Source organism: Sulfurospirillum sp. hDNRA2, from assembly GCF_024206095.2.
In the GTDB taxonomy this organism is placed as follows: Bacteria; Campylobacterota; Campylobacteria; order Campylobacterales; family Sulfurospirillaceae; genus Sulfurospirillum.
The window spans coordinates 703,994-725,210 of the sequence record NZ_CP159800.1; the positions used below are offsets into that span (position 1 = coordinate 703,994).

Here is a 21,217-nt window from a genome sequence, read left to right on the forward strand (position 1 = left end):
GCAAGATGCTAAAAAGACGTTTTGCGTATGAGCGTTGCGATTTCTCCGATTTCGGGGAAACGCTCAACCTTGGTTCCGATTTTCTCGGTTTTGGAAAAAATGACGACATTATCGACGACAACGTCGAAAAAACCGCCCGTTTTAGGGCTTAACGTAATGGAGGCATCCGGAAATGCTTGTAAAATTTCTTCTTTCACACGGAAAGCTCTTGGCATATATCCTCAACGCGTACAATAATAAATCGTAACATTCATGTTTCAATCCTTTGATTAATGTTCGGTTTCTTCAACAAAAACGAGCGCTTTGGTGCATGCCTCGTAGAGCTGATCGGTTGTAAAGCAGCGCGTATCGTTGATGGAATTGACGATATTTTGAGCATCGTTGGCATGGTTCATCTCAATTGCGATTTGCAATAAATTGCCTAAAAATCCCTCTTTGCGCAATAATGCGATTTTGATTTCGTCGTCCAAGTGAATATGCGCCAAGAATTCTTCCATCGAAACGTTTAGATAAGCGTCGATGAGCGAGAGACTTCCGGTTAAAAACGCTTGGTTAGCATACTCTTTTTTATTGCAAATGAGCGTGAGTTCTTCCATAACTTTAGCACGAAATTTCGCATTGTTAAACAATTCGCCTCCGAAAGGGCGATGGTTCGGCGTCATATACAGAAAAAGTCCGAGCCACGAAAGCAGCTTTTTAGGACCGAGCAGCAGAACCATTTGTTTAATCGAGCTAATTTTATTTTTAAAATGGTAAGCACCGGAGTTGATATGTCGTAACAGATTGTAGACCAAATCCGGACATGTCGCAAAACGACTCGCGATAAAGGTCGCGTCGCTGTCTTCGTGAATGCAGTTCATCAATTGAATGGCACTGAGCGTGTTAGGCTCGATCTTGCGACCGCTTAGGATAACGGGTTTTTCAAAAAAATAGCCTTGGTAAAACGTAAATCCGTGGTGAAGACAGGCTTCATGCTCTTCGTAAGTTTCGATCTTTTCCGCCAATAAAGGGATATTGTAGTGCGCCAGTTTTGCAACGGCTTGCGGAAGATTTTCCAATCCGATGGCTTGAATATCGACTTTGATAAAATCGATGTAGGGGAAAAGAGGTTCATAGGCTTTAAACATCGCTTCACTGCAATCAAAATCGTCTAGACTCAGTCGGTACCCCAACGTTCTTAAATGCTTAATGCGCTCGTACAATGCCAAGGAAATTTGCGTATGTTCTAGGATCTCAAACCCGAAATACTCTTTGGGGAGCAGTAAAATCGCGTCGCTAAAAATCATCGTCTCGTCGACGTTGATAAAACCGAACTTTTGTCCGATGATAGGAGAAAGTCCGATATTATGGATAATATTGACAATGACGCGTGCGGTTGCCTTGGCGTTGTCCATAAAGGTGGCAAGGTTTTGCGTATCGCACGAGCGGTACAGCAATTCATAGCCAAAACAAGCCCCTTCGGTGTTAAAAATAGGCTGCCTACCGACATACGTGCTCACGAATCGTTCCTTTCAAGAGAGATCAAGACCTACGTCTATTTTTTGCTTTTGGCCGCATCTTCAAATTTAACCGTGACGATACCGCAAAACTTTTTATCTTTATAGAATTGTACCATGTAGGTGCTTTCTTGTTTATCGATAGCGTAATTACTCATAATTTCTTTTTGCATAATTTTTAGACCGCTTTCGTTTTCGACGCCGTGTTTGGAATAACCGATGACGTTAATGCGGTACCCTCTAATCGGTTCGACCGAAAAGTCGTTTTTAACGGTGACGAGCGAGCCGATTTTCACTTTTTGGACTTTCCCGTCGATGACGATCGAAACGCTATCCAACGAATGATCGAATTCGATAAAATCGGGAATCAGCGTCGAGACGACTTGGTTACCGTTCATCACTTTGTAGACGTTTTTTTCTTTAATGACGGCAACGAGCGGGTTATTGCTTTTATACTCCAATTTAGTCGGATCCATCGGGAAAAAACGTATGGAAGATTTGAGCGTTGAAAGGTCTAAGAAAATTTTTGTCGGTGGAATTTCAAGCGTACCGTCGTCCTCAAGGAGTTTTTTAATCACGGGTTGCGAGAGTTCGAAAGGGCGTGAAAATTTGATACCCATCAAATCCATAAATTTCTCGATCGTACGCAGTTGGTAATAGACTTTTTGCGAAAGATCGGTAATGTTTTTACTGGTTTCGATTGCAAAAGCGGGCTTATTGTTCGTAATCGAAAAATAGGTCAAGCTCTGTTGCATTGCTTTATCTTGCGTCTTGGTATTGGTGTTTTTGACGTTAAATTCATGAACGTCTTCAATCAGTGCGATATTGGTTTCTTGATTGACTTTTTTTGCGATATCACCTAAATTACCGAATTTGGCACTGGGAATTTGCTGTTGATCGATAATCGTCGCTTGTCCCCATGCTTTGGGATTAAAATCTTTATTGAGGTTGCGTTCTCGGTAAAATCCGATGCCGTCGTGAAGGTTGAGCGTGAGGTCGACTTTGGGCGTTAAAATCAATTTTTTGATTTCGTTTACAATCTCGAGGTCTTTATCTTTGGGCTCTATTTTGGCAAATTTTCGGTTCATATCGCCGTAAACGCCGCGCTTATTTTGGACGATACTGTCAAAGTTAAGGTTGGGAACGACCCAAACATTGCCGCTTTCGATTTTATAATGTTTGGCTAAAAGCATCGGCGCGAAGTATCCGCCCGGTTCGTCTCCGTGAATTCCTCCGATAATCAATAGCGTGCTACCGGCTTGGGAGCTCTCTTTTTTAATCAGCGAATAGTGTAAGTTAGCGGCATCAAGTGTTGCGATGCAAAGAAGGCAAAGAAAGATCAAACGTTGAATCATCGTCATGGGCATGGTTATCTTTTTCATAAAATTTTTTCCAAGAAGCTTAGCAAATAGGAGATTAAATTTTACCAAAGCTTCTCTTTAGCCGACAAGTTTTCACGTAAAACGGTAACAAACGTTTCAAACGAAGGGAGAGAGAGTTGCGCTTCGCGTTGTTTAACTCCCCACATCGATTCGGGGAAATGCGTATCGTTTTGAAAGCGTGCCATCACGTGAATGTGCAAATGCGGCACGTAATTGCCGAACATCGCAATATTGATTTTATCGGGAGCGTAAAAATCGAGCATCGTTTTTTCAACGACGAGCATGGCGTCTAAAAGAACGCTTCGCGTCTTTTCGTCACAATCGCTGAGCTCTTTGTAAGGGTGTCGGCTAAAAATCTTAACCCACGGGATAGAAGCGTTTTCTTTTTGAAGGTAAAAAAAGTCGTTTTCGTAGACGTTTTCGTTCATTGTTCATCCTTTTGAAATCGGTGTTTATAGGTGCATTTTCGACACAAAGTTTCCACACAGCGACCTTGTCGAAAACCTTGGAGAATCGTTTGGGCTCTTTGAGCGTTTAAAATCGTCTCTAAAGAGTCTACATGTAAGTTTCCAAGCGGTATAACGCCTTCTTTATCCAAGCAACACGGAACGACGATACCGCTTGAGAGAATGCCGAAATGCGATTTTAAACCCAAACAAGTTCCTTCGCTCTCGTTCGTCGAAGCTAAGGAAGGCCATTCGAAATAGCGATCGAAATGCACGAGGACTTTTTCGGCAAGACGAAGCGAACGCGGTCTTTCGCGCTCGATGGTTTGGGCGTCCAACGTAACGCCGAAGGCTTGCGAAAGGTAAGCAAAAAGCATAGCGTTAAACGCTTTTTCGCTTTGCTTTTCGTCGAAATTCCAGACGCGCAGATTGATAAAGAGGTCTTTGCGCGTCTCGTTTTTTGCGCGACACAGTTCAAGGATGGGTTGCATATACGCTTCAAACGAGAGCGGCATAGCGTTTTTGTTGTAGCTATTGAGCGAGATATTCACTTGTTTTAAAGCAGGGTGTAAAAGCGTTTCGTGCGAATGTTTACCCAGATAGTATCCGCTGGTCGTTAACAAGCCTTGCAATCCGTATCGCTTCGTTGCGCCGAGGTAAGCTTCAAGGTTGGAAAGGCTCAGAGGATCGCCTCCCATATGGTAAGCGATCTCTTTCGTATAGGCTAAAAGTTGAGCTAAAAGAGACTCGAAAAAATCGAGCGACATGGATTGAGGTTTCAAGGTGCTTTGCGGACAAAAGCTACACTTAAGCCCGCAAATATTACTCAGCTCGACGTAAACGCGATGAAACTTCATTGAACTCCCGTTAAAACGCGTTTTTGAGCTCTTGCTCGTCTAGCATGGAAGGGTCAAAACGTTTGACGCAATTGCGCCCGCTCTCTTTGGCTTTGTAAAGCGCGATATCCGCAAATTTGATGCATTTCCAAAGCGAATCGGAATTTTTCGGGAAGATAGAGGCTCCGACGCTGAGTGTTTTGTAAAACGCCGTGCCGTTAGGTGCTTGAATCGGCGTCTTTTCAAAAGCGAGGCGAATTTTTTCGGCGATATTTTGCACCATCGCTTCATCGCATTCGTAAAGCAAGACTAAGAACTCTTCGCCGCCGAAACGAAACGCCGTATCGGCCTCGCGAATATTCTCTTTGAGGCATTTGGAAAGGGCGCGAATCGCTTGATCGCCGACATCGTGACCGTAGGTATCGTTGACCATTTTGAAAAAGTCGATGTCGATCATTAAAATGCCGTAAACAATGTTATTGCGTTTGGCTTGCGAAAGGGCTTTTTCAATATATTCGTCCAAATATTTGCGATTATACAGTCCGGTCAACGCATCGGTCGTCGAAGAGACTTTTAAAATTTGCGTTAGGTTCTTACTGACGAGCTCGGGACGTGCGGCATCGATATAATTTTGAATTTTCGGCAATTGCGCTTTAATTTGGTTTAACTCTTCGTCCGAGCGCGCCCAAATACTAAGGAGCAATTCTAAATCGTTGGAAATGAGATAAGGAATACATAAAAAATGCTGACACGCGTCGCACGTTTCGCAGATATTGTGAAACTGATCGGAATAAACCGACTGTTTCGTACGAAGAGCGCGACACGACATCTCGACGTTACGTTCTTTCGTGGAAGCGTCGAAAACGACTTGCGGACGGAAAAACTCTTTTCCGGATTCGACCAAGACGAAATCGTTAAGTGAAAAGTCGTTTTTTAAAATCATACCGATACGGCGATAGACTTGCTCTTTATCTTCGTCGAATTCAATGGTTCGTTTAAACTGGTAAATATCGGACAGTTCATGCACGATTGCTTGTGCGTCGAGCAAAAGATCGGGTTGATGATTCGGAGAGAGTGCTAGAAATTTTTTGACGGTCACTTCGATGTCGTTGAGTGTGTTCTCCAGCTTTTCTAAAAGCGAATTGATCCAGAACATCACGTTATGGCACTCTTTATCGCTGCCGCTAAAACGAATACGTTTGCTATAATCCCCCTCTTGGGCTTTGTTCATCACATAGGTAATGGAATCGAAAAGCTCCATGAGAGGTTTCATCGAGTTGTTGATGACCAAAAAGACTGCCGTCATAATGACCAAGGAGAGTACAAAAACGCTTAAGGACGTCAAAATACCGTTCGTGCGAATTTCGGAAATATCAAAAACGATGCTGATCGCGCCTAAAACTTCACCTTCTTTAGCGTGGTGACACTCCATACAATTAGGGTTACTGCGTTCTTTAGCGATGTAAGGCGTACTGATGCGAAGTTTTGCCGTATGCGAACTCTCTTCGCTTTGCTGATGCACCAGACCGGTTTTAAGCGTTTTATCATCGATGTCGTCGCGTACGGTTTCATTATTGAACCCTTTACCGAACTGCTTAATGACCGAATCGCTGCGAACGACCCATAACGCTTCGACGCCTTTGGCTTGGCTGATTTTATTGAGAAAAAACTCGCGTTGATCCATTGTTCCGGTGAGCATATGCGCCGAAAGACCGTCTTGAACCAAGTCGGCAATGATTTGCGCCTTTTCCTCCGCGTTCTTTATCCCTAAATTGCGGATGGAAAGTGCGGAATAGAACATGGAAAGCATAAAAGAGGCGAAAATCGTTCCGACAATGACGATCGAGAGTTTTTTCTGCATCGCGTATCCTTAGGTTTATTCTACCGTAACGCTTTTGGCTAAATTTCGAGGCATATCCACGTCGTTACCCAAACGCACCGAAATTTCCAAAGCAAGCAATTGTGTAATGACCATCATCTCAAAATATTCGCTCATAACATGGGTATGCGTTCGCGTTTTAATGACGTCGTCCGCCAAATCAAAAGGTTCAGGACTAATAATTAACATCGTCGAATCACGCGCTCCGAGCTCTTCGACGTTACTTTTCATCTTATCGTAGAGGAGATTTTTGGGCATTAGAGCGATCGTAAAAAGTTCGCTGTCGGCTAGTGCAATCGGCCCGTGCTTCATCTCTCCGGCAGGATACCCTTCGGCGTGTAAGTAGCTGATCTCTTTAAGCTTTAAAGCCCCTTCCAACGCTAGGGGATAAAAAAGATCGCGCCCGATAAAGAAGAAGCCGTGACCGTGCAAATAGCGCTTGGAGAGGCGTCTGATTTTTTCGTGAACGCTTTCGTTGACTTTTAAGACCAAAGGAATATGCAACAACGCGTCGATTTCGGTTTTCATGCGTTCTTTTGTGATCGTCTTTTTCTTTTCGGCAAGAAAGAGGCTTAAAAGCCATAAGGTCACGACTTGCGTCGCAAACGCTTTGGTACTGGCAACCCCTTTTTCGATGCCCGCACGCGTTAAAATGCTCATGTCCGCGGTTCGTACGATAGAAGAATTATCGACGTTACAGATAGCAAGGGTCTTCATACCGCCTTTTTTGGCCATTTTCAGTGCTTCTAAGGTATCGGCGGTTTCGCCGCTTTGGGAAATCACGATAAAGAGCGTTCGAGGCTCTAGCAAAGGGTCTTTATACCGAAATTCGCTCGCAATTTCGACGTTGGAGCGGATTTTGGAAAGGCGTTCGAAAAGATAGCTTGCGCTTAGTGCGGCATGGTAACTCGTGCCGCAGGCACAAATTTTAATCGCATCGATTGCATCGACGTCAAGAGAAGATAGTTCGTCTAAAACGACGCTATCTTCTTTGGTTCTGCCCATCAGCGTTTCGGTCACGACATGGGATTGTTCGTAGATCTCTTTTTCCATAAAATAGCGGAACCCATCTTTTTGGGCGGAAAGTTTGTCTTTCGTTAATGCTTTAAATTCAAGGCGATGTTCGATACCCTCGCTTTTAAGCGTGACGGTTTTGTTTTTTGCCCAGCCGTATTGACCGTCTTCGAGGTAGCATACTTCTTTTGCCAAACCGATTAGCGGTGCGTCTGAGGAGCTGAAAAAGACTTCGCCGCATTCATTTTTGCCGAGTAGAAGCGGTACGGCGTTTTTAGCGAAGAAAATGACGTCGGGTTGTTTTTGCGTAATCAGTAAAATCGCATACGCGCCGTGAAGCGCTTGGATCGTAGCTTCGAAGGCTTGAAAGCAGTCGTTCAAAAGGCGCACGTTTTTTTCAAACAGATGCACGGCGACTTCCGTGTCGGTTTGGCTTAAAAAGTTGACGCCGTCTTTGAGCAGTTCGTCTTTGATCTCTTTGTAGTTTTCGATAATACCGTTATGAATGATGTACGAAAATTCGCCCCAATGCGGGTGCGCGTTGGCTTCGGTCGGTTTGCCGTGCGTTGCCCATCTTGTATGTCCGATGCCGACGCCGAATCCTTCCGAGCTATAGTGCTCGACTTTGCGTGCAAGGTTGGAAAGCTTTCCCGTGGCTTTAAAGGCGTCGATTTCGCCGTCTTTTAAAACCGCAATGCCTGCCGAGTCGTACCCTCTGTATTCAAGCTCTTTAAGTCCGCCGAGTAAAAAGCTTCTTTTTTCCGCCGTTCCGATGTATCCTACGATTCCGCACATACCGTTTTACCTTTCTTTTTCTTATTGAGAGTTCTTGCAAAAGAACTTTTTGCACATCTTTGAAGCAAAGCTTGAAAGACTACGTTAACACACGCACCTTTGGGTGCTTTTACTGCTTGTAAAACTTGTTTTGCGAGCAGCCTATTCAGAGAAAAATGCCGAGAATTTTCTCTTTATTGTCACATAAAGGGACTGTTTTTTCAATTAAGATCAAGTTTCGCGTCTTATTCTTGATCGTTTGTATTTTTGCCATCGCAATGTCGATGCCGTATTCGTCGAACATACTCATCATGTATGCCATCAAGCCCCGTTGGTTCTTTGCGTTGACATGCATGAGCGCGTACGATTTGGAATGCTCACAGTTAAGGTCGATCTCGCCTTTTAAAATAATCGGCTTTTTTAAGACGGCTTTTTTATGCATATCAAACGAATTTTCGATCAATTCTTCTATCAGCGGAATATCGCTTTCGTCGACTTTTTCGTTAAAGTCGAGTTGAAAATATTTTTTGCCGTCGAAGAGTTTATAAATATCCATTTGCACCAAATCGAGGTAGGAGAGTTTTCCCAAAAGGTAGCCGATATTAAAGCTGATACCCCGAATCACGTTGATACTGAGATGATCGTCGTTTTTAATCACGTAACGGTACGAATTAAGCGGCGTATCTTCTGCTTCTTTGACGGTTTTGACGATGGCTTGGGGTTTGAGTTTCAAAAAGAAAAAGTTTGAAGGCACCGAGAGCGTTTTTTTCTGCAAGGTTTTGGGGAGTTCTAAAAATTCGGGGCTTTTTTTCAAACTGTTTTCTTTACGAAGGCGTTTGGTCGTTTCGTCGATAAGCTCTTCTTTATCGAACATTTCCATCGACGCGTTGTAAAATTCTCGTAAAAGCTTACCGATAAAACCGGTGTAGATATTGTCGTTAACGGCGTTCATATCGGCATACGTTAAGATGTAGAGCATTTTTAAGACATGTGGGGTTTGGAGTTTGGAGATAAACGCCAAAACGACTTTTTCACTGTAGATGTCTTCGCGACTGGCGGTATTGCTCATCAACGTATGGTAGCGAATCAGCGTTGCACCCGTTTCAATCGCCTCTTCGGAAAAATAGAGTTTGGAGGCGTAAATGCGGAAAATTTTCGCGCCCAATTCGCTGTGGTCGTTTTTACGTCCTTTTCCGATGTCGTGCAAAAAGGAGACCAAGCGTATTAAAGCTTTTCCTTCAGGGCATAAATCGTCGAAGAGCGATTGAATGAACGGATCTTTGATATGTTCGAGATGATAAAGCGTATGCAACGAGTGAATATCCGCCGGAAGTTTGTGGTATCCGTCGAATTGCGCGAGGTTTTGGATCTGTTTCAACGGTTTAATTAATTGTTGAAGCAGCGAAGCTTCGTAGAGAACGTTAAAGAGTGCATACACATTGGACTGAAATAAAAGCGCGTAAAATTGTTTATAGATTTTTTTAGAGTTATGGGCGGCAAAACGCGCTTGTCGGATGTAATGAATGTAGCTAATATCAAAGCTCACGTCGCGATCGTCGAATTGTTGCAGTTGTTCCAAAACCGTTCCGAGTGTTGGGATCGGTTTTTTGAGCGACGCGTATACGCAATGATCGACAAGGTACAAGCCTTGGGCGATACGTCCTTGTTTTAAGACGCTTAAGCGTGAAGGCACGGCAAGAAGCGAAGCGGTGAGCTTACGCGTGAAGATTTGGAACGTAATGTCGATCGTATGCATACAGGCAAACGTTTTGGAGGCAAGTTGCATCTGCGCATTTTTGAGAATTTTGTTTTCAAATCCCAATTTTGCGGCGACGTCCGGAATATACTCGAGGATTAAGACGTCTTGTTTTTTCTTGGCGCTGAGGTGTAACGCGGAGCGTACGCGGTAGAGAAATTCGAGTGCGCTTCGAAACTCTTTATACTCCTCTTCATCGATAACTTCGGGGACGCGATCTTTGAGGCGAATGCTTCCGAAGAGAATTTTACAAATCCACGAAAGCGTATTGGCGTCGCGTAATCCGCCCACGCCTTCTTTGATGTTGGGCTCCATGCTCATCGGGTTTTTTTTACGTCGCTCTTCGCACGCTTGAATGATGCTTTGAATGACCTCTTTTTTTTGCCAGCGTTGGATTTTAAGCAGTTCGCGTTCGGTTTCCATCCAGAGCAGTTTCGAGCCGCACAAAAAACGCGATTCGAGCATCGCAGTCTTGATCGTCAAGTCTTGGTTGCTCGCATGGACGATCTCTTCGAGTTTGTGCGTACGATGTCCTAGTTTCATTCCCGCATCCCACGCCAAATAGAGCATCGATTGAATAATCGGCTCGATGTTGTAGCCCGGAACCGCTTTATATACGACCATCAAATCGACGTCCGAATAGACGCACAACTCTTCCCTTCCGTAACTGCCCATCGCAACCAGAACGATCGGTACGGCATTGGCAAAAGGCATGTAGTAGCCAAAATATTTGCGAAGCGTGTATTTGTAAATGATCGTAATGAAATGATCGATGGTTTTGGTATGTTTCACTAAAAAATCTTTACCCTGATTCTCGGTAAAAATTTCGTTTAAAGAGCCTAAATAATGTTTGATATGCTCTTTGATCAGTTTTGAAATTTCAAAGTCGTCCGCATTTTTTTCGATTAAATCTTCAATAATTTCTTCGATGTCCATCCTACTTCCTGCTCTCGTTTGAAGTCACATATGATACATTAAAAGAGCTTGTTTGTAACCAAAACGTAATAAAATCGTGACAAAAATTTTCCGAAAGACTCCAAATAGGGTGTTAATATTTATTTTAACAAGAAAGGAGTAGCATTTCAAAACGCAAATCAAGCGCGGTCCGTTAGCTCAGTTGGTAGAGCATATCACTCTTAATGATGGGGTCGTAGGTTCGAAGCCTACACGGACCACCACCTCTTTTTTTCCTCTTTCGCGCGCTTAAAAGTGCGATATAATGCTCTCTAAAAAATTTCATTCACGTTACATGTCAAAGGAAAACGTATGCAAAAGCCTTATATTAACGCCTTTCCGGATGCCGAGGGATATTTTGGAAAATTCGGCGGTGCTTTTTTGCCGCCCGAATTGGAAACCCAGTTCAAAAAAATAGAACAAGCCTACTTAACCATCGGAAATTCTCACGATTTTATTCGTGAGCTTCGCGATATTCGCAAACACTATCAAGGTCGTCCGACCCCCGTTTATTATGCCAAGCGTTTAAGCGAGTACGTCGGGGGAGCACGCATTTATTTGAAGCGCGAAGATCTAAATCATACGGGTGCACACAAGCTCAACCACTGTATGGGCGAGGCCTTGCTCGCAAAGTATTTGGGCAAGAAAAAGCTCATCGCCGAAACGGGAGCAGGGCAACACGGTGTGGCGTTGGCGACCGCGGCGGCGTATTTCGGGTTGGAGTGTGAAATTCATATGGGTGAAGTGGACATCGCCAAAGAGCACCCTAACGTTGTGCGTATGCGCGTACTCGGCGCGAAAGTCGTTCCGGTCTCCTTTGGCGCGCGAACGCTCAAAGAAGCGGTCGATTCGGCATTTGTAGCGTACCTTAAAGACCCGGAAAACAGTATCTATTGTATCGGTTCGGTCGTAGGGCCTCACCCGTTCCCCAAAATGGTTAGAGATTTTCAAAGCATCGTCGGTATCGAAGCAAGGGAGCAATTCTTGGAAATGACGGGCAATCTTCCCGATAACCTCGTCGCCTGCGTGGGCGGCGGCAGTAACGCGATGGGACTTTTCTCCGCATTCATCGACGATCCGTGCGAGATGTACGGCGTTGAACCCGGCGGCCGCGGTACGAAATTGGGCGAACATGCGGCGAGTTTGACGTACGGAAGCGAGGGCGTGTTACACGGCTTCAACTCCATCATGCTTAAAAACGATGCCGGAGAGCCTGCCGAAGTTTACTCGATCGCTAGCGGTTTGGACTATCCGTCCGTTGGACCCGAACATGCCTATTTGAAAACCAGCGGACGCACGAAAGTGGGTATCGCCGATGATGCGGAGACGATTCGGGCATTTTACGATTTAAGCCATTACGAGGGTATTATTCCGGCTTTAGAGAGTGCCCATGCGGTCGCATTTGCGATGAAGCTTGCCAAAGAAAAACCGTATGAATCCATCTTGGTAAATCTAAGCGGCAGAGGCGATAAAGACATTGATTTTGTGGTGGAAAACTATAAGCCCGAATATTACATGTAAGGGACACAAAGAAGGAGCATCGTGCTCCTTCTTAAACAAAAGAGCAGTGTGGAATGCTTTAACCTCTCTTTATAAAAAAAGTGGTTAAAATCTCTCTTTATTTCTTTCTGAAAGAATTCCATGACACTGATCGAAAAATTAGAAAACGATGAACGCCTCAGCCTTGATGAGGGCATCGCGCTGTACGATTTAGACCTGTTTACGCTCGGCAAATACGCCAATCAAAAACGTCGTGCGCTTCACGGCGATAAAGTCTTTTTTAACGTCAATCGCCATATCAATCCTACGAATATCTGCAAAGACGTCTGTAAATTTTGTGCGTTTAGCGCGCACCGCAAAAATCCCAACCCGTATACGATGAGCCATGAAGAGATTTTACAGGCCGTTTCGCATTCGCTGAAGGAAAAGCATATTACCGAAGTGCATATCGTTTCCGCCCACAATCCTCATACGGGGCTTGAGTGGTATTTGGAAGTTTTCTCCAAAATCAAAGCAAAATTTCCCTCTTTACATGTCAAAGCGTTAACCGCGGCGGAGATTAACTTTTTAGCCGGCGAGTATGGCTTAAGCTACGATCAAGTGATCGATAAAATGATCGAACACGGCGTGGATTCGATGCCCGGAGGCGGTGCCGAGATTTTTGACGAAGGCGTGCGCGAATACATTTGCAAAGGCAAGGTTAGCTCGCAACAGTGGCTCGAAATTCACGAGAAATGGCACCAAAGAGGCAAAGAGTCCAATGCGACGATGTTGTTCGGGCATGTCGAAAAACGCGAACACCGCATCGATCATATGCTTCGCCTAAGAGCGCTCCAAGACAAAACGCACGGCTTTAACGCCTTTATCCCTTTGGTCTATCAACGCGACAACAATTACTTACATGTAGACGATTTTTTAAGCTCTACCGAAATTTTAAAAACCTTTGCGATCAGCCGTTTGATGCTCGACAATATCGCTCACATCAAAGCGTATTGGGCAACCTCGACGATCAATTTGGCACTTGTCGCGATGGAATACGGCGCGGACGATTTAGACGGGACGATCGAAGTCGAGTCGATTCAAAGTGCCGCGGGAGCCAAAAGTGCTCACGGCCTTGGCTTGCAAACGATTTTGGAGCTGATTCACACGAGCGGTTTTCAGGCGATCGAGCGTGACAGTCTTTATCACGAACTTAAACATCACACACTATCTTAATTCAAAGGATTGACTTTGAGCGACTTTTTCAAACTTGAAAAAAACGGTACGACGGTTAAAACCGAAGTAACGGCGGGTTTTACGACCTTTTTAACGATGATGTACATCGTACCGGTCAACGCGATTATTATGAGCAAAACGGGTATGCCTATGGACGCTCTGATTACCGCGACGGCATTGATTACGATCTTCTCGAGTATCCTCAACGGACTTTGGGCCAATACGCCGATTGCGATGAGCGTGGGTATGGGGCTTAACGCGTATTTTACGTTCGGTTTGGTTTTAGGGATGAAAGTACCGTGGCAAACGGCGTTAGGCGTCGTATTTCTTTCGGGCGTTTTATTTCTCGTGCTTTCGTTGACGCCGCTTCGCGTTTGGATTATGAAAAGCGTACCGCACGATTTAAGGCGTGCCATTAGTGCCGGTATCGGCTCTTTCATCGCGTTTATCGGGCTTAAAAGTATGGGAATGGTCGTTGCCAACCCTGCCGTTTTAGTGGGCGTCGGCAATTTTAAAAATCCAAACGTGCTCTTAGGCGTCGTAGGATTGGTTTTGGTCGTCGCGTTTTATACGTGGAAACTCAAAGGTGCGTTTATTTTAGCAGTCGTCTCGACGGCGATTATCGCGTGGGTGTTAGGCATTGCCGCGTATCCGAGCGAATTTTTTTCACTTCCCGCATCGGTCAGTCCGATTGCTTTGCAGTTGGATATAAAAAGCGCGTTGACGCTTTCGTTGTTTCCCGTCATTATTACTTTTTTGATTACCGATCTGTTCGACTCGTTAGGAACGCTTGCGGGGGTCGGCTTTCGTGCGGGTCTGTTTAAAGACGACGGAAAAGAGCTTCAAAAAACGCTTGAAATCGATGCGCTTGCGAGTACGGCATGTGCGGTGGTAGGCGTTTCGACGACGACGGCGTTTATCGAAAGTGCCGCGGGTGTGGAAGAGGGCGGTCGCACCGGTTTAACGGCCGTGGTTACGGGATTGTGTTTTATTTTGACGTTGTTTATGATGCCGCTTTTTAAAGCGATTCCCGAAAATGCGATTTATCCCGTTTTGGTGATGGTCGGCGTTTTGATGTTCGGCGAATTGTCGCATATCAATTTTAAAGACACGGCGATTGCGGTTTCGACCTTTTTGATCGTCATTATGATGCCTTTAACGTTTTCGATTACGAACGGATTGGCGTTTGGTTTAATTGCGTATGTTTTTATTAAATTACTCAAAAAAGAGTTTAAAGAGATTAATTTCGGTATCATCTTTTTAACCTTGGTGAGTTTAACCGTATTTATCGTACAAGAGGGGCATTAATGCGTTATTACAGTTATGAAGAGTTCAAAGTCGATGTCAATCATCTCGCCAAAGAGATCAAACCCTACGCGCCCGACGTGATTTTAGCCGTGGCGCGCGGCGGTATGACCTTAGGACATTTTTTATCCGAAGCCTTGGAAATGCGTTCACTGTATTCGATCAACTCGATTCACTATGAAGAGACGCGCAAGCTCGATACGATTCAAATTTTTAATATTCCCGATCTTTCGCGTGCCAATCGGGTCGTTTTAGTGGACGACATTATCGACAGCGGTGAGACGATGATCGAGATTAAGCGCGTGTTGAACGCAAAATATCCGGATGTGGACTTGAAAGTGGCGGCGGTTTTCTACAAAGAAAAAGCTCTGCTTCGTCCTGATTTTGCCGCCAGAGAAGCGACCGAATGGATCGAGTTTTTCTGGGATTTCCAAATTGACCAATACAAATAACAAAGGGAGTTTCGGCTCCTTTTTTATGTTTTTGACGCGTTACCAACTTCTTATTATTTATACATGTACGATTTTAACGCTTTGCACCCTTTATGCGGTGCAGCCCATTCAACCCCTTTTTGAAAAAGAGTTTGCCTTAAGCCGTTTTGAGGCGGTTATTTTTACGACCGTCATTATGCTCCCCTTAGGTTTTGCGCCGATTGTGTACGGGTATGTTTTAGAAACGCTCTCCTCCAAACTTTTTTTGAGAAATGCCGTTTTGATTTTGGGCGTGTTGGAACTTTTATTTGCCTATAGCGATACGTACGCGGCGTTACTCGGCATTCGAGCGCTTCAAGGCGTTTTGATTCCCGCCGTTTTAACCTCTTTGATGAGCTATATCAGTTTTATTACGCCCAAAGAGAGGGTTCAGCAAGCCATCGGTTATTACATCGCGGCGACGATTTTGGGAGGGTTCATCGGACGATTACTCTCCGGAACGCTGAGCGATCTTTTCGGGTGGCGACTCTTTTTTATTCTCTTGGGCATCGCATTAATCGCGATGTACGGTTGCTTGCATTACGTCGGCGAAGAGGTGAAGGTCGATTTCGTGAAGCCGAAACTCTCTCAAATCGTTGATGTTTTGAAGCAAAAAAGTTTTTTGAATATTTATATGATGATGTTTTTTATCTTTTTCGTCTTTCAAGCACTGTTGAATTTTATTCCGTTTCAGCTCAAACAACTCAGCTCGGCGATGGGATACGGAAAAGTCGGAATGATGTATGCGGGGTATATCATCGGTTTTATCGTGTCGATTCGGATTTTGTGGTTGATCAAACGCTTAGGCGGCGAGACGAAAACCATTATGATCGGCATCGTGATCTTCGCTCTCGGGCTTCAAATCTTTCATATCGGCGATTATACCGTGATGTTTGCGGGGATGTTTGTCTTTTGCGCGGGATTTTTCATTATCCATTCGGTTGCTTCGGGGCTCATCAGCAAATTGGCGCATGAAAAACGGGCGATTTCCAACGGACTCTACCTCTCTTTTTACTATGCGGGAGGTACGATCGGGACGTTCGCGCCGGGTGTTTTTTACGCGTATCTCGGATGGCACGCGTTTATCGGCTTGTTGACGTGCATCGCGTTTGCGACGCTTTGGTTTGCTTACGCGCTTCAAAAAGGAGTCTAATGGTTTTCTCTGAAGTGCCCCAAACAAGCAAGGTTCGAAGGCAGAAAATCAGAGAATTTTTACAAAGCGTTTCATTGGAAATGTCCGAAGACGTCGAAACGTTCGTCGTCGCTAAAGAAGAAGATCGCATCGTCGCATGCGGCGGATTGAGCGGCAAAGTGTTGAAAAATATCGCCATCGACGAAAGCATTCGCGGCGAAGGCGCGGCTTTAAGCCTGATGAGCGAACTCTTAAAAGTCGCCTACCGTGAAGGGTGTTTTGAGCTCTTTTTATTTACCAAACCCCACTATCAAGAGGTCTTCGAATCGTGCGGATTTAAATACATCGAACAAGCGCACGGCGAAGTCATCTTGATGGAAAACAGCTACGCGATCGAAGCGTATAAAAAACGTCTACGAAAACTGCGTCATTCGGGCGATACGGTCGGATGCATCGTGATGAACGCCAATCCCTTTACGTTGGGGCATCGTTATTTGGTGCAAGAGGCGTGTGCGCGATCGGATTGGGTGCATCTGTTTGTGGTCAAAGAAGACGCTTCGTTCTTTCGTTTTGCGGATCGCTACCGTATGATTGAAGAAGGCGTGCGCGATTTTTCGAACCTCACGTTGCACGAGGGTTCGGATTATATGATCTCTAAAGCGACGTTCCCGACGTACTTTATTAAAGACAAGGGGCGAATCGATTCGCTTTATACCGAACTGGATTTGGCGATTTTTCGGCATCATTTAGCCCCTCCTTTAGGCATTACGCATCGTTTTGTGGGAGAAGAGCCTTTATGTGTCGTCACAAACGAGTATAATACGCAAATGAAACGACGGCTTGCCGAAGCGAGCGAGTATCCGCCTATCGAGCTTGTGGAGCTTAAGCGTATCGCCGAGTCGGGTGAGCCGATTTCGGCTTCGAGAGTCCGAGGTGCGATGAAAGAGAATCGTTGGGACGAGATAGCCCGTCTCGTACCGCAAAGTACCTATCGATTGCTTGCGGCGATGAAAGAGGAAGTAGAATGAATACCTTACATGTACACTTACAACCCGCACATGCGGGAACGTTAGAATCGAGCGATGCGTTTGTGCGCGTGATGCCGAACGATCAAACGGGAGTCGAAATCGTGTTGGAGAGCAGCGTTGCCGAAATCTACGGCGATGCGATCGAGGCTTTAGTGCTTCAGACGGTACTTTCCATGAACGTCGATCGCGTGAAAGTGACGGTTCAAGATAAAGGGGCTTTGGATTTTGTGATCAAAGCGCGCGTGCAAACGGCACTTTTGCGTGCTTTGGGCGTGAATGAGCCCGATTGGAGTACGTTATGAAACAAAAACTTCGACGTAGCATGCTTTTTGTGCCCGGATCCAACACCGGTATGGTCTGCAACGCGTTTATTTATCAACCCGATACCGTTATGTTCGACTTGGAAGACTCGGTGGCCTTGAGCGAAAAAGATTCGGCACGGATGATGGTTTTTCACGCTTTACAACATTTTACCTACCAAAATATCGAAACCGCGGTGAGGGTCAATCCGCTGAGTTCGCCTTTCGGGTTACAGGATTTAGAAGCGGTGATTCGTGCGGGAGCGGATATTATTCGTCTTCCCAAAACCGATACGATGGACGACGTTTTGGAGATGGAACAAGAGATCGCGCATATCGAAAACCGCATCGGACGGGAGAAAAAGACGCTGCTTCTTGCGGCGATCGAGAGTGCCTTAGGCGTCGTGAATGCCGTCGATATCGCACGTTGTTCCAAACGGATGATGGGCATTGCCTTGGGTGCGGAAGATTTCGTACGCGACCTTCGCACTCAACGGACTAAAGAAGGAACCGAACTGAGCGCGGCGCGCAATCAGATTTTATTGGCGGCGCGTGCGGCAAAAATCGGCGCGTTCGACTCGGTCTTTTCGGACGTGAAAGACAAAGAGGGGTTTGTACACGAAGCGCAGTACATCAAAGGGCTTGGATTTGACGGAAAATCGCTCATCAATCCCAATCAGATTCCATGGCTTCACAAAGTGTTCGAACCTTCCAAAAAAGAGGTCGATTGGGCGATAGAAGTTTGCGAAGCGGCGAAAGACGCCAAAGAAAAAGGGCTCGGCGTCGTCTCCTTGGACGGAAAAATGGTCGATGCTCCGGTTGTCTTGCGTGCGGAATGGATTTTAGATTTGGCGCGTGCGTCGGGTGTGTTAGGAGAAGAACAATGAAAGATATCGAAAAATACGTTAACCCTAAAGCGTTAACGCCGAGTAACGCTCCTTTTTTTCGCTACGAAGAGAAAAATAAAGGCGAAGAACGACGTGCGAAGCTGTGTTTGAGTATCGAAGAGGCGATTTACCGCTCCGGATTGAAAGACGGCATGACGATTTCGTTTCATCATGCGTTTCGGGGCGGTGACTTGCTTTTAAATAATGTGATGAACGTTATCGCCAAAATGGGATTTAAAAATTTGACCTTGGCGTCGAGCTCTTTGGCCTCCGTTCACGATCCGCTGATCGAGCACATTCAAAACGGCGTCGTAACGCAAATTTATACGTCGGGACTTCGTTCAAAGTTGGGTGAAGCGATCTCGAAAGGGTTGATGCAAAAACCGGTACAGATTCACTCGCACGGCGGGCGCGTGCATCTGCTTCAATCGGGCGAACTTCACATCGACGTTGCCTTTTTAGGCGTTCCCGTTAGCGACGAGTTCGGCAATGCCAACGGCTATTCGGGACGTTCCAAATGCGGCTCTTTGGGATACGCGATGATGGACGCGCACTATGCCGATTACGTCGTCGTTTTGAGTGAATCGCTGGAAGCGTACCCGAACGTTCCGGCAAGTTTGCATCAAGACCAAGTCGATGCGATCGTCGTGGTCGACGAGGTAGGCGATCCTTCTAAAATCGGCGCGGGAGAGACGCGGATGACGACCAATCCCAAAGAGCTTTTGCTCGCAAGCCTTACGGCAAAAGTGATTGAACATTCGGGATTGTTTCAAGAGGGATTTAGTATCCAAACCGGAACGGGCGGAGCTTCTTTGGCAACGACCGTCTTTTTGAGTGAACGTATGGAAGAAAAGGGCATTAAGGCCAGTTTTGGGCTCGGAGGCATTACGGGGACGATGGTGTATATGCTCAAACGAGGCTTAATCAAAAACCTATTGGACGTGCAAAGCTTCGACGAATTTGCCGCCAAATCGCTCGGAGAAAATAAAAACCATATCGAAATCAGTGCCAACGAATACGCCAACCCCTCTTCCAAAGGTGCTTCCATCAAACAACTCGACATCGTCGTTTTGAGTGCGCTCGAAGTAGACGTGGCGTTTAACGTCAACGTTATTACCGGTTCGAAGGGTCTTTTGAGGGGAGCTTCGGGCGGACATAGCGACACGGCGGCGGAAGCAAAGCTCTCCATCATCGTTGCTCCTTTGACACGCGGGCGCATTCCGACCGTGACCAAGCGTGTCAATACCGTCGTTACGCCCGGAGAGAGCGTAGACGTACTCGTCACCGACCAAGGTATCGCGGTCAATCCTAAAAACCGTGAATTGAAAGAGCGACTCCAAAAAGCAGGCTTACATGTCGTCGATATTCATACCCTGTATGAGCGCGCGATTGCGCTTTGCGGGGAACCTGCACAGATCGCGTACACCGACAAAATCGTTGCGGTCATTCGCTACCGCGACGGCTCGATCATCGACGTGGTGCGACAACTTGCCTAAATGATCGATACGCATGCGACGCTAGAGAGTATTTTAAACGCCAAAGAGAAGCGTGCGCAAAGGCAAAAAGAGCTTTTGGCGCACTTTGGCGAAGTATCGCTCATCTGCTTAAGCCTCACGATTCCCGGTTCGCTCAAACTTTCGCATTCCGCCGTCGTGATCTTTGACATTGCCCTTCGCGAAATTCGCTTCCTTTTAGAGCGTGAAACACTGACGCTTTTAGCCTTTGAATCCACCTTAGCCATCAGCGGTGCGGAAGCTATCTTTACATGTCAGGCTCGTTCTGAAGAATTGAAAAGGCTGACATGTAAGATCGAAGAAGAGCATCCCTTGGGGCGTTTTATGGACATCGACGTGCTCGACGCACAAGGAAAAATCCTATCGCGCGAAGCATTCGGATACCCCAAAAGACGCTGCTTGATATGCGATAACGAAGCCAAAATCTGTGCAAGAGCGCACGTTCATTCGTACGAAGAACTGCATCGGCATATCGATGCATCTGTGCAAAAGCACGCATGGAAACAGAGTATAGCACTGTGGTGCAAACGTGCGATGAAAACGGAAGTCGAACTCACCCCAAAACCCGGGCTGGTCGATCAAGAAAATTCCGGTGCGCATCGCGATATGGATATGTCGACGTTTTACGCAAGCATCGAAGCGATCGTTCCTTGGACGCAACGTTTTCTCGAAGAGGCTTACATGTACGCAAACGAAGAACCTCAAGCAGCATTTTCGCGTTTGCGACGCATCGGAATTGCGTGCGAAAACGCGATGTTTGAAGCGACCCGAGGCGTCAATACGCACAAAGGCATGATCTTTTGTTTAGCCCTTTTGTGCGGAGCGATCGGGCGACTTAAAGCTCGAAACGAAAGCTTGACATGTCAGGCGTTGCAAACGGAGATTCACGTTTTGTGCGCGCATGTCGTCGAAGAAGATTTGATGCGTCAAACACCCAACAGTGCGGGAATGCGCTTTTTCAAAGAGACGGGCAGTTTGGGCATTCGAGGGGTGGCGCAAAGCGGTTTTGCACTCGTCTTTGAAACGTCGCTCCCGTTTTTTCGCGAATGCTATGCGCGTTTCGGCGAGGAAAATGCTCTCAAACAAACGCTGCTTTTGCTGATGAGCACGGTTGAGGACAGCACGCTCTGGTCGCGCGGCGGTTTGGAAGGTTTGACATTCACGAAAAACGAAGCGCAAAAAATCTTACATGTAAGTCTAAAAAACCAAAATTTGGACGACGCGCTCAAACGTTTCGATCAAGCCATGATCGCCAAAAATCTCTCCCCCGGAGGCAGCGCGGATTTACTGGCACTTACGTGGTTGCTTTCCCGAATTGTCGAATCTTAAG

At 45.9% G+C, this 21,217-nt stretch carries 18 protein-coding genes and 1 tRNA gene; 11 read left to right on the forward strand and 8 right to left on the reverse strand.

The window, feature by feature from the left end; translation table 11 throughout:
* Positions 1-8: 8 nt before the first annotated feature.
* The 8 genes from NL930_RS03685 to NL930_RS03720 all read right to left on the reverse strand — a co-directional run bounded on the left by NL930_RS03685 (position 9) and on the right by NL930_RS03720 (position 10,519).
* Entirely contained in the window at positions 9-215 is a 207-nt protein-coding gene (locus NL930_RS03685; RefSeq protein ID WP_256497325.1) for an Rdx family protein, read from the reverse strand.
* Positions 216-269: 54 nt separating this feature from the next.
* Positions 270-1,499, reverse strand: coding sequence for an EAL domain-containing protein (locus tag NL930_RS03690; protein ID WP_254377359.1), 1,230 nt, complete (start codon positions 1,497-1,499; stop codon positions 270-272).
* Between the two features lie 35 nt (positions 1,500-1,534).
* Positions 1,535-2,878: a M14 family metallopeptidase gene (locus NL930_RS03695; RefSeq protein WP_254377358.1), complete on the reverse strand. Its 1,344-nt coding sequence runs from the start codon at positions 2,876-2,878 to the stop codon at positions 1,535-1,537.
* 41 nt (positions 2,879-2,919) lie between these two features.
* Entirely contained in the window at positions 2,920-3,306 is a 387-nt protein-coding gene (locus NL930_RS03700) for an HIT family protein (RefSeq protein WP_254377357.1), read from the reverse strand.
* On the reverse strand, positions 3,303-4,181 hold the full coding sequence (locus NL930_RS03705) for a radical SAM/SPASM domain-containing protein (RefSeq protein ID WP_039674089.1): 879 nt from the start codon (positions 4,179-4,181) through the stop codon (positions 3,303-3,305). Before NL930_RS03705 ends, NL930_RS03700 begins: the two co-directional genes overlap by 4 nt.
* A 10-nt stretch (positions 4,182-4,191) precedes the next feature.
* Positions 4,192-6,021, reverse strand: a complete 1,830-nt coding sequence (locus tag NL930_RS03710; RefSeq protein WP_254377356.1) for a GGDEF domain-containing protein — start codon at positions 6,019-6,021, stop codon at positions 4,192-4,194.
* Between the two features lie 15 nt (positions 6,022-6,036).
* Complete coding sequence (gene glmS / locus NL930_RS03715) at positions 6,037-7,848, reverse strand: glutamine--fructose-6-phosphate transaminase (isomerizing) (RefSeq protein ID WP_039674087.1); 1,812 nt, start codon at positions 7,846-7,848, stop codon at positions 6,037-6,039.
* A gap of 145 nt (positions 7,849-7,993) precedes the next feature.
* On the reverse strand, positions 7,994-10,519 hold the full coding sequence (locus NL930_RS03720; RefSeq protein ID WP_254377355.1) for an HD domain-containing protein: 2,526 nt from the start codon (positions 10,517-10,519) through the stop codon (positions 7,994-7,996).
* A 166-nt stretch (positions 10,520-10,685) separates the two neighbouring features.
* Here NL930_RS03720 and NL930_RS03725 point away from each other — a divergent pair.
* The 11 genes from NL930_RS03725 (at position 10,686) to citG (ending at position 21,216) form a co-directional block, all read left to right on the forward strand.
* A tRNA-Lys gene (locus NL930_RS03725) sits at positions 10,686-10,761 on the forward strand.
* An 88-nt stretch (positions 10,762-10,849) separates the two neighbouring features.
* A complete protein-coding gene (trpB, locus tag NL930_RS03730; protein ID WP_254377354.1) occupies positions 10,850-12,058 on the forward strand; it encodes a tryptophan synthase subunit beta in 1,209 nt (402 codons plus the stop codon).
* 120 nt (positions 12,059-12,178) lie between these two features.
* Positions 12,179-13,252: an aminofutalosine synthase MqnE gene (mqnE, locus tag NL930_RS03735; protein ID WP_254377353.1), complete on the forward strand. Its 1,074-nt coding sequence runs from the start codon at positions 12,179-12,181 to the stop codon at positions 13,250-13,252.
* Positions 13,253-13,267: 15 nt separating this feature from the next.
* Positions 13,268-14,560 (forward strand): NCS2 family permease, encoded by a 1,293-nt coding sequence (locus NL930_RS03740; protein WP_039674079.1) that lies wholly within the window; start codon positions 13,268-13,270, stop codon positions 14,558-14,560.
* Positions 14,560-15,009 carry a phosphoribosyltransferase gene (locus NL930_RS03745; RefSeq protein ID WP_254377352.1) on the forward strand — a complete coding sequence of 150 codons (450 nt, stop codon included), beginning with the start codon at positions 14,560-14,562 and terminating at the stop codon, positions 15,007-15,009. Before NL930_RS03740 ends, NL930_RS03745 begins: the two co-directional genes overlap by 1 nt.
* On the forward strand, positions 14,993-16,180 hold the full coding sequence (locus tag NL930_RS03750) for an MFS transporter (RefSeq protein ID WP_254377351.1): 1,188 nt from the start codon (positions 14,993-14,995) through the stop codon (positions 16,178-16,180). Before NL930_RS03745 ends, NL930_RS03750 begins: the two co-directional genes overlap by 17 nt.
* Positions 16,180-17,187: a [citrate (pro-3S)-lyase] ligase gene (gene citC / locus NL930_RS03755; protein WP_254377350.1), complete on the forward strand. Its 1,008-nt coding sequence runs from the start codon at positions 16,180-16,182 to the stop codon at positions 17,185-17,187. The genes NL930_RS03750 and citC overlap by 1 nt, the downstream gene beginning before the upstream one ends.
* On the forward strand, positions 17,184-17,489 hold the full coding sequence (gene citD, locus NL930_RS03760) for a citrate lyase acyl carrier protein (protein WP_254377349.1): 306 nt from the start codon (positions 17,184-17,186) through the stop codon (positions 17,487-17,489). The genes citC and citD overlap by 4 nt, the downstream gene beginning before the upstream one ends.
* Positions 17,486-18,373, forward strand: coding sequence for an aldolase/citrate lyase family protein (locus NL930_RS03765; protein ID WP_039674072.1), 888 nt, complete (start codon positions 17,486-17,488; stop codon positions 18,371-18,373). The genes citD and NL930_RS03765 overlap by 4 nt, the downstream gene beginning before the upstream one ends.
* The gene (citF, locus tag NL930_RS03770) at positions 18,370-19,869 is read left to right on the forward strand and encodes a citrate lyase subunit alpha (RefSeq protein ID WP_041962167.1); all 1,500 of its coding nucleotides are present in this window, start codon (positions 18,370-18,372) and stop codon (positions 19,867-19,869) included. The genes NL930_RS03765 and citF overlap by 4 nt, the downstream gene beginning before the upstream one ends.
* Positions 19,870-21,216 (forward strand): triphosphoribosyl-dephospho-CoA synthase CitG, encoded by a 1,347-nt coding sequence (citG, locus tag NL930_RS03775; RefSeq protein WP_254377348.1) that lies wholly within the window; start codon positions 19,870-19,872, stop codon positions 21,214-21,216.
* Position 21,217 lies beyond the last annotated feature (1 nt).